The organism is Lachnospiraceae bacterium JLR.KK002 (genome assembly GCA_036941025.1).
Taxonomy (GTDB): domain Bacteria; phylum Bacillota; class Clostridia; order Lachnospirales; family Lachnospiraceae; genus Petralouisia.
Window position 1 is genome coordinate 2,277,170 of sequence record JAYMNP010000001.1, and the last position, 16,320, is coordinate 2,293,489.

General features: G+C 45.6%; 13 protein-coding genes. All 13 read right to left on the reverse strand.

The window, feature by feature from the left end:
* Nucleotides 1-344: 344 nt before the first annotated feature.
* Nucleotides 345-3,743, reverse strand: coding sequence for a response regulator (locus VSQ32_10970; GenBank protein MEH2943370.1), 3,399 nt, complete (start codon nucleotides 3,741-3,743; stop codon nucleotides 345-347).
* 126 nt (nucleotides 3,744-3,869) lie between these two features.
* On the reverse strand, nucleotides 3,870-4,958 hold the full coding sequence (locus VSQ32_10975) for an HD domain-containing phosphohydrolase (protein ID MEH2943371.1): 1,089 nt from the start codon (nucleotides 4,956-4,958) through the stop codon (nucleotides 3,870-3,872).
* A 104-nt stretch (nucleotides 4,959-5,062) separates the two neighbouring features.
* Nucleotides 5,063-6,052, reverse strand: a complete 990-nt coding sequence (cbiB, locus tag VSQ32_10980; protein MEH2943372.1) for an adenosylcobinamide-phosphate synthase CbiB — start codon at nucleotides 6,050-6,052, stop codon at nucleotides 5,063-5,065.
* Between the two features lie 13 nt (nucleotides 6,053-6,065).
* On the reverse strand, nucleotides 6,066-6,677 hold the full coding sequence (locus VSQ32_10985) for a (p)ppGpp synthetase (GenBank protein MEH2943373.1): 612 nt from the start codon (nucleotides 6,675-6,677) through the stop codon (nucleotides 6,066-6,068).
* A 159-nt stretch (nucleotides 6,678-6,836) separates the two neighbouring features.
* Nucleotides 6,837-7,628 (reverse strand): hypothetical protein, encoded by a 792-nt coding sequence (locus tag VSQ32_10990; protein MEH2943374.1) that lies wholly within the window; start codon nucleotides 7,626-7,628, stop codon nucleotides 6,837-6,839.
* Complete coding sequence (locus VSQ32_10995; GenBank protein MEH2943375.1) at nucleotides 7,546-7,818, reverse strand: hypothetical protein; 273 nt, start codon at nucleotides 7,816-7,818, stop codon at nucleotides 7,546-7,548. The genes VSQ32_10990 and VSQ32_10995 overlap by 83 nt, the downstream gene beginning before the upstream one ends.
* Before the next feature lie 279 nt (nucleotides 7,819-8,097).
* Nucleotides 8,098-8,538 carry a cation:dicarboxylase symporter family transporter gene (locus tag VSQ32_11000; protein ID MEH2943376.1) on the reverse strand — a complete coding sequence of 147 codons (441 nt, stop codon included), beginning with the start codon at nucleotides 8,536-8,538 and terminating at the stop codon, nucleotides 8,098-8,100.
* Between the two features lie 50 nt (nucleotides 8,539-8,588).
* On the reverse strand, nucleotides 8,589-9,812 hold the full coding sequence (locus VSQ32_11005) for a transposase (GenBank protein ID MEH2943377.1): 1,224 nt from the start codon (nucleotides 9,810-9,812) through the stop codon (nucleotides 8,589-8,591).
* 358 nt (nucleotides 9,813-10,170) lie between these two features.
* A complete protein-coding gene (locus tag VSQ32_11010; protein ID MEH2943378.1) occupies nucleotides 10,171-10,629 on the reverse strand; it encodes a hypothetical protein in 459 nt (152 codons plus the stop codon).
* Between the two features lies 1 nt (nucleotide 10,630).
* Nucleotides 10,631-11,095, reverse strand: coding sequence for a cyclic nucleotide-binding domain-containing protein (locus VSQ32_11015; GenBank protein ID MEH2943379.1), 465 nt, complete (start codon nucleotides 11,093-11,095; stop codon nucleotides 10,631-10,633).
* A 46-nt stretch (nucleotides 11,096-11,141) separates the two neighbouring features.
* Entirely contained in the window at nucleotides 11,142-12,728 is a 1,587-nt protein-coding gene (locus VSQ32_11020) for a cation:dicarboxylase symporter family transporter (protein MEH2943380.1), read from the reverse strand.
* Nucleotides 12,729-12,845: 117 nt separating this feature from the next.
* Entirely contained in the window at nucleotides 12,846-13,988 is a 1,143-nt protein-coding gene (locus VSQ32_11025; protein ID MEH2943381.1) for an amino acid ABC transporter ATP-binding protein, read from the reverse strand.
* Nucleotides 13,988-16,240, reverse strand: coding sequence for an ABC transporter permease subunit (locus tag VSQ32_11030; GenBank protein MEH2943382.1), 2,253 nt, complete (start codon nucleotides 16,238-16,240; stop codon nucleotides 13,988-13,990). The genes VSQ32_11025 and VSQ32_11030 overlap by 1 nt, the downstream gene beginning before the upstream one ends.
* Nucleotides 16,241-16,320: the final 80 nt, after the last annotated feature.

Consider the following 16,320-nt stretch of genomic DNA (forward strand, 5'->3'; position numbering starts at 1 on the left):
TTTCTAAAAGCATACTCGTTTTATTATATGATATATTTTGGGATTTGGCAAGTTCCGGGATTTTGAATAACAGTTCAGCCATAGCCTGTTTAAAGGGCGCGGGTTGAACTGGTAAAAACAGAAAACCCAAATCTGGCCCCTCAGGATTGAGGGGCCAGGGGAGATGCACACGCAAATGCAAAGGAAATATGTCGCCAGGGCGACGCATTTGCGGCGCAGAATTTCGTAAAACGAAATTCTTTTTATTAATTATTTATCAGCGGAGGCTGCTGGTAAAGTTTACGCTCAATACATTTCTTTTCAAATGCCAGCTGCTGTTTTATTTTCAGAACTCCACATTCCGGTTACCCAAGGAACTTTTTCAGCATATCAATGAATATATCCATATCCAGCGGTTTTGCAATATGGGCATTCATTCCATTCTTTAAGGCCGCTTCTTTATCTTCCTCCAGAGCATTGGCTGTCATGGCAATAATGGGCAGATCTTTTACATCTTTTCTGGGCATATTCCGAATCGTCCTGGTGGCCTCATATCCGTTCATAATGGGCATCTGGACGTCCATCAGAACCACATCATAATAATTTTCCTCCGCATCTCTTACCATAGCCACCGCGTCCGTTCCGTCCGGTGCCGACTCCACAACAAAGCCTGCCTCTGTCAGTATGATTTCCGCAATTTCCCGGTTCAGTTCAATATCATCTACCAGCAGAACCCGCTTTCCGCTGAAATCAGCCAGAGTCCAGGCCGCAACTTCTTCTTCCTTCTCATTCAGGCTGTTGGCAGACAGAAGGGCAGATTTCAAATCAGACATAAAGAGAGGTTTCGCACAGAAGGCTGTCACGCCTGCCTTTATGGCTTCTTCTTCGATATCGGTCCAGTCATAAGCAGTCAGAATAATGATAGGCACGTCATCTCCCACCACGCTTCGGATTCTCCTGGCTGTTTCCAGTCCGCTGGTTTCCGGCATCTGCCAGTCAATGATATAGGTATGATAAGCATCTCCTTCCTCACTGGCACTTCCGGCACGGTAAATAGCCTCTCTGCCGGAGGTGGTCCATTCCGCCCGCATACCGATTTCCTTCAGCATTTTACTTACGCTGTCGCAGGTATTGATATCGTCATCCACCACCAGCGCCCGCAGTCCTTCCAAATCCTTAATGCGTTCCGCATCTTTTTCCACATCCTGCAGTTTCAGGGTAAACTCTACGGTAAAGGTGCTTCCATGCCCCACTTCACTCTCCACATGGATAGTACCGTTCATCATTTCCACGATATTTTTGGTAATCGCCATACCAAGGCCTGTCCCCTGAATGCCTGACTGTGTAGCGCTTACCTCCCGCTCGAAAGGTTCAAAAATATGTTCCACAAATTCCGGCGCCATACCGATTCCATTATCCTTAATGGTGAAAATATAATCGCCGTATCCATGGCGGAAGGTGCTTTTCTGGGTAATCCGGAAAGAAATGCTGCCTCCTGCCGGTGTGTATTTCACCGCATTGCTCAGCAGATTGATAAATACCTGGTTCATTTTCAGGGAGTCCGCAATGACGTCCTCATTTACAACCTCAAAGGTATCAATAAACAAATCAAGCTGTTTGGCCTTTACCTGGGGCTGTATGATATTTACCAGATTATGCATCATCTCGGAAATATTGCATTCCTGTTCCTTAATCTGCACTTTTCCGCTTTCAATTCTGCTCATATCCAGAATATCGTTAATCAGACTGAGCAGATGGTTACTGGAAGAAAGCACTTTCTGCAGACTGTCATGGACCTGTTCTTTGCTGTTGATATGGCTCAGCGCTATGGTTGCAAACCCGATAATGGCATTCATGGGCGTACGGATATCATGGGACATATTGGACAGAAACGTTGTCTTTGCCCGGTTGGCATGTTGGGCCTGCATCAGGGCATCCTGCAATGCCTGCGTCTGCTCTCTCTGCTTCTTCTCACTCTCGGTAATATCTTTTGTCACAACCATGACCATAATATCGCCCGTATCATCATCCTGCACCATAAGGAAAGACTGGCGGACGCAAATCTGCGCTCCGGTGGGATCCTGTTCCCAGTATTCCACATCCACTTCCCCTTCTCCCCGGGCAAAGCGCTCTTTCAGATATTCCTGATTCGTCATGGTATCATAATTTTCCAGAGATTCCGGCAGTACGAACTTTCTCCAGCACGCAAAGCACTCAGAAGCCTTGCAGGGAGCTTCCAGCCCCGCTTTTTTCAGCATGGAAATTCTGTTTCCATTGATAGTACGGATGATATCATGCTCCACCAGATCCCTGGTCAGGTTAAAATCAAAGGTACAGAGGGCGTTGGAGGTAATGGCAATCCGGTACTGTCTTTCCTTCCGGTTTGCAAGAGACATTTCCGCCTGAATAAACAGTTCTTTTTCCTTTACCTCAGTAATATTCTGACGACTGAACAGTACTCTGACCGCCCGGCCTTCCTTTCTTTCCAGACACACAACATTGATATGCTCCCATTCTGTCCGGCCATCTTTCAGCACCTGGCATTCGTAACGCAGGTCTTCATGCCTCATCAGGGCCTGAATCATGGATTCCCTGTCCATAAATTCGGCAAATTCCTGACGTTCATTTTCTTCTGTCAGCGCAGCATACAGATATTCGTAAAAATCCCTGTAAGCGCCTCTGGAAGCCATATTGCTGTCCTCCGGCCGGCTTCCTGCCAGATAGAAATAGGTATCTTTTTCAAAATCCACCATGACAAAACGCGGAAACAGGGTATTAATCCCCTGAATAATGTAACCCATTTCCTGATTTTCCTGTTTCAGCAGTTTCTGTTCCCGTCTTGAACGGAAAAACAGAGCTACAATATAAACAGCAAACATGATAATCAGACATGTCTCCAGCTGGATTCCCACCAGATTTTCATCGTCTATCATAGCCTGCGTTACTGTTTTGGGAAAGGTCTGTACAAGAACATATTCGCTTTCCGGAAGATACACCACACAGATATTATCTGTTCTGCATTCGTCATCACAGACAAAAGCTCCTTCCCCGTTCTCCATAAAAACCTTCCGTGCATCCTCTGCCGCTTTCCGGTCAATCACATTTTCTTCCATCAGGATGTCCAGTACATCTCCCTGATATTCCCGGTCATCTGAACTGGCAATCACGCTTCCGTCCGGCATACAGAGATAAACCCAGGCTTCCTCTCCAAAGTAAGTAGTTTTAAGCATTTCTTTGAGATTTTCTTCCGCCAGAAACGCTCCGCGGAGCACGCCTATAATTTCACCGTAATAATACACCGGTGCATAAAAGCAGGCCATAGGTTCGCCAAAAAGGTATGGATCAAATATAATATCCATTCCGCTTTTTCCCTGGATACCGTTCTGATAAAAATCACGATCGGTAACATCTGCAACCCGCCCGTCCGAAGAATGGTCCTTTCCTTCCGCATCCGTATAAATCAGAGCATTAAACAGGTGGCTGGAATTGTCCTCGATTTTCTTCAGCATTTCCGAAGATACCACCGGATCCTGCAGACTTTCCTCCAGAAAATATGCATAGGCAGTAATCAGACTGCGGGCATTATTCAGCTTCTCATCTACTTTGTCTGCTGTCATACGGGCCGAATCTGCAGCATAATTCTTATTTCGCTCTATCATGCGCCTGCTGTTCTGTGTGGTAAACCACCGAAAAAGCACAATAACAGCCGCCAGCAGAACAAAAACATATGCCATTCCCTGTAACGATCTTTTTCTTCTTCTCACCAGATATTTCCTCCCTGATTCCTTCCTCCTGCAGCACTCTGTTTCCCAAAACACCCCCGGAAGACAGAGGCAGCTTCCGGGGGTGTTGCAGGCAGAGAATCCTGCCCGGCAGGATTCTTCGCCTCACTAATTCTCCACATCTGCAAAGGATAATTTCGTCTCCGTTGCATGAAAAAATTCTTCTTTTGCCAGTCCAAAGCAGTCCAGAATCGTAGGTGAAAACGTACCGCACTCTCCATCTACAATCATGCGCGCCGCTTCATTTACTTCATATGGCGCTTTGTATACACGCTTGCTGACCAGTGCATCATACACATCTGCAATGGAAACCACCTGGGCCCAGATGGGAATATCATCTCCTGACAGACCGTCCGGGTATCCCTTTCCATCGTACCGCTCATGATGATACCGGCAGATTTCATAACAGTAACGATAGAAAGCATCTTCTTCCTGTTTGAAATTCTCCAGCAGCTCACAGCCGTATATGGTATGCTTCTTAATCTCTTCAAATTCTTCTTTTGTCAGTTTGCCAGGCTTCAGCAGTATACTGTCCGGAATGGCAATTTTGCCCAGATCATGCAGTGCGGAGGCGCTGATAATCAGCTCCACGTCCTCTTCCGAGAGTTCATACTCCGTATAATATTTCACAAGATATTTCAGCAGTACTTCCGTATAATATTTTACACGCTGAATGTGTTCTCCGGATTCCAGGCTTCGGAATTCCACCACGGAACTCAGGGCATTCACCAGAAAATCATTATTCTTCTTCAGCTTCTCCCTGCTCTCCCGAAGCTGCCGGGTACGCTTCTCCAGCTTCTTCTCAATATCAATCCTGTGGGAAAACAACTCAATAATATTCATGGTACGCCGCATAACAACCTTAGGCGTAAAAGGCTTGTATACTATATCAGAGGCACCGTATTCGTATGCCTTTAACTCCGTATCCACAGATGCTTCTCCTGTAATAATAATAACCGGAATATATTCCATATAATGCTTCTCCACCATATATTCCAGCACATCCAGACCTGACTTGCCCGGCATGATAACATCCAGAAACATCAGTACAATCTGATCTCCCTTTTCCTCCAGCAGTTCTATGGCTCCGTCGCCATCCTCCGCTTCCAGAATCTCAAACTGCTCTTCGAAAATAAACTTCAGCATCTCACGGTTTATGTCTACATCATCAACAATTAATAAAGTGTTCCTTTCCATGACTTCTCCTTTGCCGCAATTTCTCCTACATGCCCCGATTATATCATAAGTATTTTCTGAAATCAACTGTTTCAGATCTTTCCGGAAACACTGAACGAAACACTTCATAAAAAAATTGCCATAAGAAAAAATCCCTTTATACTCAGCAGAAACACCGCACATAAAACCGCAGTAACATACATCAGACGCCCGCTTCTTCTGATGTCCTCCGGCTCCACCGGGCGGATATCATCCCCAATGGATGGTTTTTCATGCTTTCTGCCAAAATACCAGGCATCTCCTGCAAGCTGCACCTGCAGAGCTCCCGCCATTACGGCCTCTGTCTGGGCGGAATTATGGCTTGCATGGCAAAACCGGTCCCGTCGAAAAATCCGGAAAGCCCCCCGCATATCCATTCCGCAGAAAGGACAGGCCAGTATCATAAACAGAGCGCTGATTCTGGCAGGAATAAAATTAACCACATCATCCAGAACTGCCGCTCCCGTACCGAAATAGCGGTATCTGTCATTTTTATAACCCACCATGGAATCCATGGTATTGATGGATTTATAGAAAAAACCTCCCGCACCGCCAAACAGCGCCATATAAAACATAGGTGCAATTACCCCGTCCGACGTATTTTCCGCCACTGTTTCCACAGCCGCCCGGACCACGCCTTCCTCACTGAGATGTTCCGTATCCCTGCCCACTATCATGGAAACTGCTTTCCGGCCGGCCTCCACACCTTCTGTTTCCAGTGCTTCCTGTACCTTACCGCTCTCCTGCCTTAATGATTTGGCTGCCAGAAGGGAACCGCATAAGACTGCCTCCACGCCCGTCCCCAGCAGAACATGAACATGATAGCAGGCCAGCAGCAATCCCAGGGGAATCAGGGTGGAACATCCTGTCACCAGAAATACCAGAACCACTCCGGATGTCCGTTCCCCTTTGGGCGTTTTGGGAAACAGGTTCCGCAGCCACCGTTCCGTTCTGGTAATCATTCCCCCTATGGCCTGTACCGGGTGATACCATCCCGGAGGGTCCCCCACAATAAAATCCAGCAGAATTCCCAGAAACAGCGCGGCAGTAGTACAGATATACAGATTCATTTTCATTTTCTCTCCTTACTCATTGTTCCAGCAAAACCGTATGCCCGTCGCTGTACTGCTCAAACCTGCTTTCAATTCTCACCAGATGTTCTGCATATTCTTTCAGCTCTGCCGCCAGTTTCTCCCGGTCGTCCCGCTCCATTTTATAGAGTATCCGATGTTCCATACTGGCCCAGAAATCCATGGACATGGTGCGGAACTGTATTTCCACCGGAAAATATTCCATTCCGTCCAGACAGTACACCGGAATACCCACAATAATATGGTAACTTCGGTATCCATTGGGTTTTGGTTCAGAAATGTAATCACATTCCCGGATTACAATTAAATCCACCTGCCGCTTCAGTGCATCCACAAGATTGTAAATATCCTCCACAAAATAGCAGATGACACGGACGCCCGCAATATCCTGCAGATAATCCTTGGCGTTCATCACGGTAGGTTCCTTTTCTTTTTTCCTGAGTTTTTCCTCCATACTATCCTTTTCCTTAATACGGTTCTGGATATTATGGATGGGCTGGCCGGAAGATTCACTGTACAGATTATGCTTTAAAACGTTTAACCGGGCCAGCAGCACCTCACTGGCGTCCGCATAAGGCCGGATAAACGCATAATATTCCTCGTTCGTCATCGGTTCCTGTTGTTCCTCCTCTATGTTATGGGTAAATTATACCAGACCTCAGACAAAAAGGTATAAAAAAATGTGATAAAAAATCTTAAAATTGTGTAAAATTGTCTTTACAGTCAGAACGCGTACGCTTCTGCCATGCAGCTTTTTCATCCCGGCTGTTTAAAACCCGCCCCTGTTCTCGAAAACTCCCTCCAAAACTCCTTCTTCCGTTCCGCCCCAGGGAGAAAAATCATATCCCGACAGGCTTGTGACAGAAATTTCCACCTGTCCATTCTCCCTGGAAAAGGACAGTGAAATCCTGTAATCTCCCCCTCCGCAAGAATCGTATGCCTGAAATTCCTTCCCGTCATCTCTGGCCCATGCAAAGCACAAATCGGCTGCCACTTCCCCGCCCTCCGAAAAAAGCATCAGATGGCTTTCCGAATAATAAGAAGGACGCAGTTCCATCCTTCGGCCCTCATGGAAAGAAGTATACCGCTTTCCCCACAGGCTGTCTTCTTTCATCCCCACAAATCCCTGTTTCCCGTTTACATTATAGATAACATAATACCCGGAAGGAAGGGTTTCTCTGATTCCGGTATACATCCCTGACCAGAAAAGAAGTTCTTCTGACATCTTCTCCAGGGGACAGCCCGGCAGATAAATAAGAAATTCTTCTCCATCATCAAATCCATATGGTTCACTGTAAATATACCGGATATTATCCTCATAATACTCCGTTCCCGGCGTCCCTTCCCCATTCAGATACTCCAGTGTCATGGCGTATGTATACCGGCCAGTCCGTTCCGGTATGGAAAATTTCCCATCAAAATTGCAGACATACACCGTACCGGCAAAATATCCTGTTCCCGCGTCTCCCATGTCGGAATCATGATACCGGCCCGTAAAAGTTCCGTCCGTATGCAGGTTGAAATATGTTGCCCAGCCGCCTGCTCCGCTTGCTGAAATCAAATCCTCCGGGCATCTGTTCCAGCAAAACCTTTCCATCCGGAAGAAAATGTTCCAGCTTTAACTCCAGGCTGCCGGAGAATTCTAAAACCGTCATCTGAATTCCGGCAGTTCTGTTTTTATTCCCGCAGCCTGCGGCTGCCAGGAAGCAGAGCAACAGACACAGAACTGCCGGCGAACATATTTTTCTCATACTATACAATCCGGTCAATTTCAGAATATTCCTTTTTTTCCTTCTCAACAAAAGAAAACGTATCTGCCATTTGCATGAAATACCCGGAAGTGAATTTCCTGCCATTTAAAACACCTGACTTTGATAATAAGAGTGAAGAAGATGAAATTGCAGCAAAAACAACATCTGTACCTTTTGTCGGCAAAACCCGTTTTTCAGTTTATCTGTTTGTTCTTCACCATTATGGCACATTTATCATAATTTTAAAATGTTTTCCGGATTTTCTCCACATCCAGCATTTCAAGGTCCCCCGCCAGTTCTGTCAACTCTGCCTCCAGACAAAACAAATCTACTGCTGTAAATGGCCTGGGCAGGGATTTCAAGCTGTAAAAGCAGAATCGTATAGCAGGCAAGAGCGCCTCCGGGAATGGGCGGTGTAGCCACAGCCAGTACTACCACAATGATCAGCGCTGTAATCAGCCATACCGGGGATATCTTCACACCATAAATCTCCGCCATGCAAATTCCCATTACAAAATATAAAATAGAAAACCCCGGCATGAATACCACCTGTCCAAGAGGAACGCCGATATTTACAATTTTTTTATCAATCCCCAGCTTTTCCTCGCACACTTTCCTGTTTTCCAAAAATGCGGCAGAAGAAGAAGCTGTTGTCAGACCGATCAGAAAAACCGGAAAAACTTTTTTCAGGAAGACTGCCAAAAATGAAAACGGGGACAAAAGTACTGATATTTTCCATGATTAGTAATATAATCACCACTTTACAACTATTATAAATAGCGCTCCTTTTGCTGAACAAGGTATTTTAAGGCTCTCATAAGGGCAGATGATTTTATTATACTTTCGCTCTTTTTCACGAAAGTGGCAAAAAATACCTCCTGCCTGATCCGCTCGCTGAGCACAAACCTGAAATCCTGTGCGCTTTCCCTACGGTACTTTGAAAATGCTTCATCCTGATATGGCAGCAGTTTCATCGCACAATAAGCTATGTTGATCAGATTAACCAGCATTTCAATCCCTTTCCGGCTGCGCACCATATAGCTGCATAGTGACCAGAAGGTTTTCTGTTCGTAATAGCTGACTTCTATCTTCCATCTGAATGAGTACAGGAACAAGGGGATGTAATCCATCCATGCACTCCCCGTCTGGTTCAGGGGGGTCTTTTCCTGCCATGCACAAAAAATCTGCAGCTGTGTGGGGAAAACCGTACTGAAGAACAGGCGCCTGGAACCGCCTTCCTTCTCTGTGGCTGTCACATAGGCAAAAACTTCCCTTGTGCCGAAAATATTTGTAAGGACACGGCGCATCCCAATATAATAACCGCCTATTTTTTCATCCGAAAGTGTAAAATCTTTTTCCGCCGAAAGACGTTTCCCATGTTTTGCAGGCCTGCCCCTTTTTCCGGTCGGCTGCGGGGCAAGGTCATAAAGGACAGAGTCATACCTTGCATTTCCGATTAGGCCAAGGTTTGGGTATTCATCCACGACAGAAACCAGATCCCCTTTTGTATACCAGCTGTCGCATAGGATAATGACATTCGCCTTTTCCTGTAATTCAGGCATGGCCTGGCGTACCATGGAAGCAGCCAGCTTTAATTTTGACTCTTCTTTCTGCCACATACGGTAGGAAAGCGGAAACGCCTGGTAAACAATCTTGCCTTTATCCCACATTGGCACACAGAGCATGACACTTACAAAGCAGTGCCCATTCAGGTAGCCGCTGCCGTTGTGCGCGGAATGGTCAAAGAGTTTTGAGACATCCTCAAATTTCTTTCCATATTTGGGAACAATGGTATCATCCATGCATAAAAAAACGGGCTGCGTCTCTAAGGATTTCGGGATTAGTTTCAATGCCATAGATGCTGTTGCATTCATAAACCTGGAATAATCCACTTTGGCATAGGAGCAGGCATAGTAAAAGGCATTCAGGGATTTATCTGTTAGCTTTGACAGGAAATGTCTGTAAAGGAAACGGATGGAATCCGCTGACTCCAGTGTCAGTATGGACAGCAGGAGCAGGACCAATGTCTCGGCTGTAGGAATGGAACAAGCCTCAAAATAAATGTAAAAATAATGATAAAGTCTACCAATTATAGTTTTTTCGTTGTATAATAAGTCTGTCGTACAGGATCACTTTCTTTCGTATTTTTTTGTTTGCAAACTTATTATACATCAGAAAGTCCTGTATGACATTTTTTTTATGGAAAAGTTGTAAAGTGGTGTAATATAATGACATTTGCCTGTTTTAAAAACATTGAAACAACCGCAGCCCTGTTCCCCAGAATCAGCATTGCCATCCCTGCAAGAACTGCAAGAAAAATAATCTGTAAAGGATTTCCCTCCAAAAAAGGAGTTAAAAAATTGTCCGGTACAATTCCCAGAACCATTTCCAGAAGTTCCGAAAGCCGAAAAGAACTGCTGCCTGCAGTGATACGGCAGGAGATAATTTTTTCTTTTTTAACACAAAGGTAAGGTAATTGACTCCGTTTTTGAACTGCCATGCGGGAATTTCTCCCATACCTGAAAGGATGCCTTTTAAGATAGCGCTTTCTTCGCCGCCATCCGTATGGACCACATCCAATCTTTCTCCCGGAATAGAAAAACTGGCATGCAGACGGTTTATCCGCTTTCTGCACTGAAACTGAAAAGTCCCCTTTGCGCCAAAAGCTTCCTGATATTTCATCAGTATCTCTTCCACAGCCAGTCGTGTGCGGAGAATGTCTCTTTTTTCTCCATTGGCGCGTTCACAAAATATCTCTACTTGATGACACGCCGCATCTATATCATGATTTGTCAGGTTGTAATCCTGCATTTTAAACTCCTAAAAGATTAAATCCGTTCATGCGGTACTGTCTGATCTTGTCTTTCATCTCTTCTGTTCTTCTCTTATTGATATCCTGCTTTTCATAAATATCGTCCAGCAGCAGATCGATATTTTTCTGCATCAGCATATTGGTCTGTACCATATTCTGCATGATATCAATTGCATTTCCGGGATTTCTTCTGATAAATTCTTCCAGAGAATCCTTTGTAATGCGCATCAGAAGCACATCCTCATAGGCAACCACCGTATAAATACCTGGCTGGCTGGAAAACACATTGGTTTCGCCGAAACACCTGGACCTGGAATAAATCCCAATCAGGTGTTCCTCCTTTTCCCCATACCGGATATAAACTGCTACAGAACCGGATATAATTTTGTACATTTCCTCATAAGTTTCGCCTTCTTTCAAAATAATATCGTCCGCATGAAATTCCAACATTGATGCATTTTCCATTTTTTCTCCTTTTCTTCTGCTGACAGTTCGGGTTCTTTCAGCTATTTCATACATTTTTCTTCTCTCTCAGTTTTCCCACATCCAGCATGTCAAGACCGGCAGACAGTTCCACAAGTTCCGCCTGCAGACAGAACAGGTTCACCGCTGTGGTAACAAATTCCATTATTACATTGAGGGCAATGGTGACCGCTACAGCCTCCATGGGAATCTTAAGCTGGGCAAACAAAATCGTATAACAGGTCAGCGCACCGCCGGGAACAGGAGGCGCCGCCACCGCAAGCACAACAGCAATGAGACCGGCCGTAACCAGCCATGCCGGAGAAACCGTCACGCCATAGATTTCAGCCATACAAAATCCCACCGCCAGAAACATAACGGAAACCCCCGGCATAAAGATAACCTGCCCTAAAGGGATACCAAAATTAACGATCCTTCTGTCAATCCCAAGGTCTTTTTCACAGCACTCCATATTCACCCCAAATGCGGCAGAAGAAGACGCCGTGGTTAATGCAATCAGAAAAGTGGGCGTCATCTTTTTCAGCAATACCACAGGCTGTACCTTCCTCCTTTTGCATACCAGCACAAGATACACTGCCAGAAGAACAGTATCTCCCATAAGCATTACCAGAATCACCTTATATAAAGGAAGAAATACTGAAAAGCTGTTACCCAGTATCATATTTAAAATGCTGCCGAACACAAACACTGGAACAAAAGAACTGACGGCCTCCATAATAAGCTGTATCATATAATTGGACTGTTCCACAAAGGCCGCGGCAATTGTAGCTTTGTTTCCCAGAATCAGCATTGCGATTCCGATTAAAACTGACACAAAAATAATCTGCATGGGATTCCCTTCTGTAAAGGGCGTAAAAAAGTTGTCTGGTACAATATCCAGAACCATTTGAAACAATTCAGAAAAATCAAACTTTCCCCCGTCTCCGGTTTTAAGAGAAAAAAATGGTATGGCCACCACACATACGGGCAGTGTCAGAAGAATCGTCATCCACATAAAGCGTCCAATCATCCTCTTTCCGATTCTGCCCATAGCCGCCATGTCCCCAATGCTGTATATTCCCCATACAATGGAAAGAAACACCATAGGACCTGCAATGGCTGATAAAAGCCCCATAAAACGGTTAAATACCGGGCTGATAATCTCATTTGCAAGAAAAGTCCTGACACTCTCCGGCAGGAAACTGCACACACCGCCGCACAAAAATGCCAGTACTACGGACAGTGCCAGTGAAGCCATCTGAGAACGTTTCTTCTTTTTGGGAGTAAATATAATAAGATTCTCTCCATTTTTGTACTGCCACGCGGGCGCAACCCCCATATTGGCCAGCAGTCCCCGCAGTACCTGGCTCTGTTCTTCCTCCCCTGTATCAAAGGGATCAAACCTTTCTCCTGGCAGGAAAAGTTCCAGCCGAATCCGATTAAGACGTTTGATATATTTTTGTGCAAATACCGCCTCCACGCCGAAAGCCTCCTGGTACTTTAACAGCGTTTCCTCCACTGCAAGCCGGATTTGGATAATATTTCTGGCGTCAACGCCCCATTCTCCAAGCGTCTTTTCTGCAAGGCTGCTTGTCTGTGCAATATTTTCATTATTTAATTTCAACTTTTCCATCATTTTTTCTCTTATTTCCAATTAAGCATTTTTTAAGAAACTCTCTGTACGCTGTTTTATCCTTGCATCTGCTTTCTGTACGCAAAACAAAGCATGGCAATGCCATCAAACTTTCTTAATCTATATACTGATAATAAATTGATTCCTTCCATCCACAAACGTATGCTCCATCTTTTTAGACATTCCTTTTACCATCCTGCCGGACAAATCTTCTTCATCCCCAAAAGGATGAAAGGAAGGCCCATAATAGGAAAATCGCATCTGCGCCAGATTTTCCCTCTCGCTGTATTCCACATCCAGAGAAAGATCCCTTTCCTCCGCTTCCCCTGCCGCAGGCAGAAGTTTTTGCATCAGCACTTCCTCCACAACAAGCTGCATGGCGTAAATCTGTCTCTGTGAAAACTGCTGCTTACGTCCGAACTCCTCAAGACTTGTCATAAAGGCCGGAAAATCAAAATCACGTGAGATTTTTTCCACATGGAGCACCTTAAGCTGCCGGATAAATATCCTGGTTCTCTCCCTCTTTGGATGCTCAAAAATCTGTTCCGGCGTTCCGTCCTCATAGATTTCGCCCTGATCCATATAAAATATCCGGGTGGATACATCCCGGGCAAACTTCATTTCATGCGTCACGATCATCATGGTCATTCCCTGCTCTGCCAGCCTGCGGATAACTGAAAGAACTTCCCCCACCATAGTGGGATCCAGGGCGGAAGTCGGCTCGTCAAAAAGAATAATTTCCGGTTCCATGGCCACCGTCCTTGCAATAGCCGCACGCTGCTTCTGTCCTCCTGAAAGTTCATCCGGATAAGAAAAAGCCTTGTCTGCAAGCCCTATGTTACGCAGCAGTTCCATCCCTTTATCATAGGCCTCCTGCCGGCTTCTGCCAAGAAGATCCACCTGCCCCATCATGATATTTTCTATAATGGTCTTGTGTGCAAACAGGTTGAAGGACTGAAATACCATTCCCATCTTCCGCCTTACCAGATTTACCTTACATTTCCTGTCCGTTATTACCACACCGTCTACCACAATCTCGCCTTTTGCAGGCGTCTCCAGAAGATTAATACATCGAAGCAGGGTTGACTTCCCTGTGCCTGACGGACCTATAATGGAAATCACCTCTCCTTTTTTAATCTCCACGCTTACATCCTTCAAAGGGGTTACGTTTAAATATTCCTTACACAGATGCCGAATCGATATTATACTCGTGTTCATACTTCCCCCGGCACAGACGTCCCCGATTTCATGCTTTTCTGCCATCACATGCACACCCCCTTTAAGCTGCGTTTCTTCCGCTTCGGCGCAACTTTCCTCTCTGCAAATGTGAGAGCCGCCGTCATCATATTGGCAATCACAAAATAAATTACTGCTGTCATTATCAGTGGAAAGAACGCCTCCATGGTACGGGAGCGTATAATGTCAGATACTTTTGTCAGATCCTGTACAGCAATATATCCTACTACTGAAGTCATTTTTACCATGGAAATAAATTCGCCTTTCAACACAGGAATAAAATTTCCGGCCGCCTGGGGCAATACAATCTTAAAAAATGTCTGGCCTTTCGTATAGCCCATAGCAAGGGCTGCCTCGCTTTGCCCCTTATCCACAGTTTCTATTCCTGTCCGTATCATCTCTGATGAATAGGCCGCAAAATTAATGGAAAATCCAATAATCGCAACCAGAATTTCAGAAATATCCGCCGAACCAAAAATTCCATAGTACAAAATCATCAGAAAGACTACAATAGGAGTTCCCTGAATCACACGAACAAAGACCGCCGCCAACCACTGAGTTGGCTTACAACTGATCCGGCGCAGCATACATATCCCAAAGCCAAGGCACAGACCAAAAAATCCTGAAAAGACAGAAATCAGTATGGTGACGCCAAGCCCCTGCAAAATCAGCCGCCAGCGCCCCTCCACTACAAAAGTGCTTTGGAAGTTGTCCTCAAGATTTGCCCGGAAACCTTTTTCCTGCAATTCTCCATCCAGATCACGCACCAGAAGTACCATAGCTGAGTCATAATGAGTATCTGCAAAGTCTACCCGCTTCGCTCTTTCTTCCGTGATGGAAAGGCTTCCGCTGACCACATCCGCCTTCCCGCTTTCCAGGGCGGTTATCAGCGAAGCAAATTCACATGTTGTCATCTCCACCTTCATATCCAGTTCACGTGCAATCAGAAGCAGCAGATCTATCTCAAGCCCTAAAGGTTCGCCGCTGCTTCCAAGATAAGTCATAGGCTCATGGGCTCCATCATAGTAGTACCGGATAGTTCCCTTATCCCCCGGCCAGTCCTGCTCCATTAATACCTTTATGCTCTCATCCGCCCCAAGCCATTTTTCCTTTAAGGATGCGATTGTTCCGTCCTCTTTAAACCTTGCAATAACTTCATTAAACTGTTCCCGCAGAGGACTTCCCTTTGGAAAAGCATATCCATATTTATCCCGCACGACAGGTTCTTCAAAAATTTTCAGACCTTCATTTTTTGCTGCCGCAAGCTGTGCCAGCGGTTCGTCCAACACCCCCGCGTCCACACGATCTGCCTTAAGAGCCGCAACAATATCGGGAACAGAATTGTAGTAGGAAAAGTCTTTTGCATCCGCAATTACTTCCTGTAACAGTTTATCGTAAACCCCTCCGCTTAATGATGCAAACCTTGCTCCGGCAAAATCCGAAAGCGTCTCGTATTTTTTCTCCGTGCTGCCTTTCTGTTTTGACCTTACCATAACAACAGTCACCGAAGGATAAACACAATCGGAAAATTCGATATGCCTGCGCCTTTCCTCGGTGGCATTTAAATTCGCCATAATACAGTCAATATCGCCGGCCTGGGCTGCGGCAATAATTCCGTCATAGTCGTAAATTTTAATTTCCACTTCCGCATTCAGCCACGCTCCAAAACGATAAATCAGCTCCACATCATATCCGGTGAGAGTCGTCCCCTCATAGTAGCTGAAAGGCTCAACCGTCCCTGTGGTTCCCACCTTAATCTTACAGTCCGGCGTCTGTGACGCCTGTATTTTGGGCATGGTTCCCTCCGCCCTGCTTACCCAGCGGTCATACATATCATCCAGCGTTCCCTCGGCTCTTGCTTCCGACAGAAACCGGTTCACTTTATCCTTTAAATTGTCAACCTGGCTTTTGGGTGAAATTCCCACAGCCACATCCATACTTTCTCCCAGATTTTCCTCTAAAATCTCCACATTCTCAAGACCGCTGGCAATCGCAAATTCCATCATTACCCGGTCATAAACAAACCCGTCCAGTTTTCCCTGGGAAATGGCAAGATACCCCGAAGTGTTGCCGGAAAATGTTTTATGCTCCGCCTCCGGCAGATATTTTTCCGCCATATACATACCTGCCCCGCCTTCCGGAACGCCAATCGTACAGGCCGGATTGTTGAGCTGTTCTATGGAAGTGATTTTTTCATTTTCCTTCCTTCCACATCCCCCAAGGCAAAGTATCCCTAAAAGGGCAAGTGTTAAAAGCGCCATTCTTTTTTGTAAAACCATTTTTCCTCACCTTTCGTCTGACATGATCGCTCTGTCCCGGCACAGAGCTTCCCATGTCTCGGACAGTCATAAGTGCTATC

Coding starts and splice junctions, on each gene's coding strand:
- VSQ32_10975 (MEH2943371.1), bottom strand. CDS start 4,958: ATGGAAAGGAACACTTTATTAATTGTTGATGATGTAGACATAAACCGT.
- cbiB (MEH2943372.1), bottom strand. CDS start 6,052: ATGAAAATGAATCTGTATATCTGTACTACTGCCGCGCTGTTTCTGGGA.
- VSQ32_10985 (MEH2943373.1), bottom strand. CDS start 6,677: ATGACGAACGAGGAATATTATGCGTTTATCCGGCCTTATGCGGACGCC.
- VSQ32_10995 (MEH2943375.1), bottom strand. CDS start 7,818: ATGAGAAAAATATGTTCGCCGGCAGTTCTGTGTCTGTTGCTCTGCTTC.
- VSQ32_11010 (MEH2943378.1), bottom strand. CDS start 10,629: ATGCAGGATTACAACCTGACAAATCATGATATAGATGCGGCGTGTCAT.
- VSQ32_11015 (MEH2943379.1), bottom strand. CDS start 11,095: ATGGAAAATGCATCAATGTTGGAATTTCATGCGGACGATATTATTTTG.
- VSQ32_11020 (MEH2943380.1), bottom strand. CDS start 12,728: ATGATGGAAAAGTTGAAATTAAATAATGAAAATATTGCACAGACAAGC.
- VSQ32_11025 (MEH2943381.1), bottom strand. CDS start 13,988: ATGGCAGAAAAGCATGAAATCGGGGACGTCTGTGCCGGGGGAAGTATG.
- VSQ32_11030 (MEH2943382.1), bottom strand. CDS start 16,240: ATGGTTTTACAAAAAAGAATGGCGCTTTTAACACTTGCCCTTTTAGGG.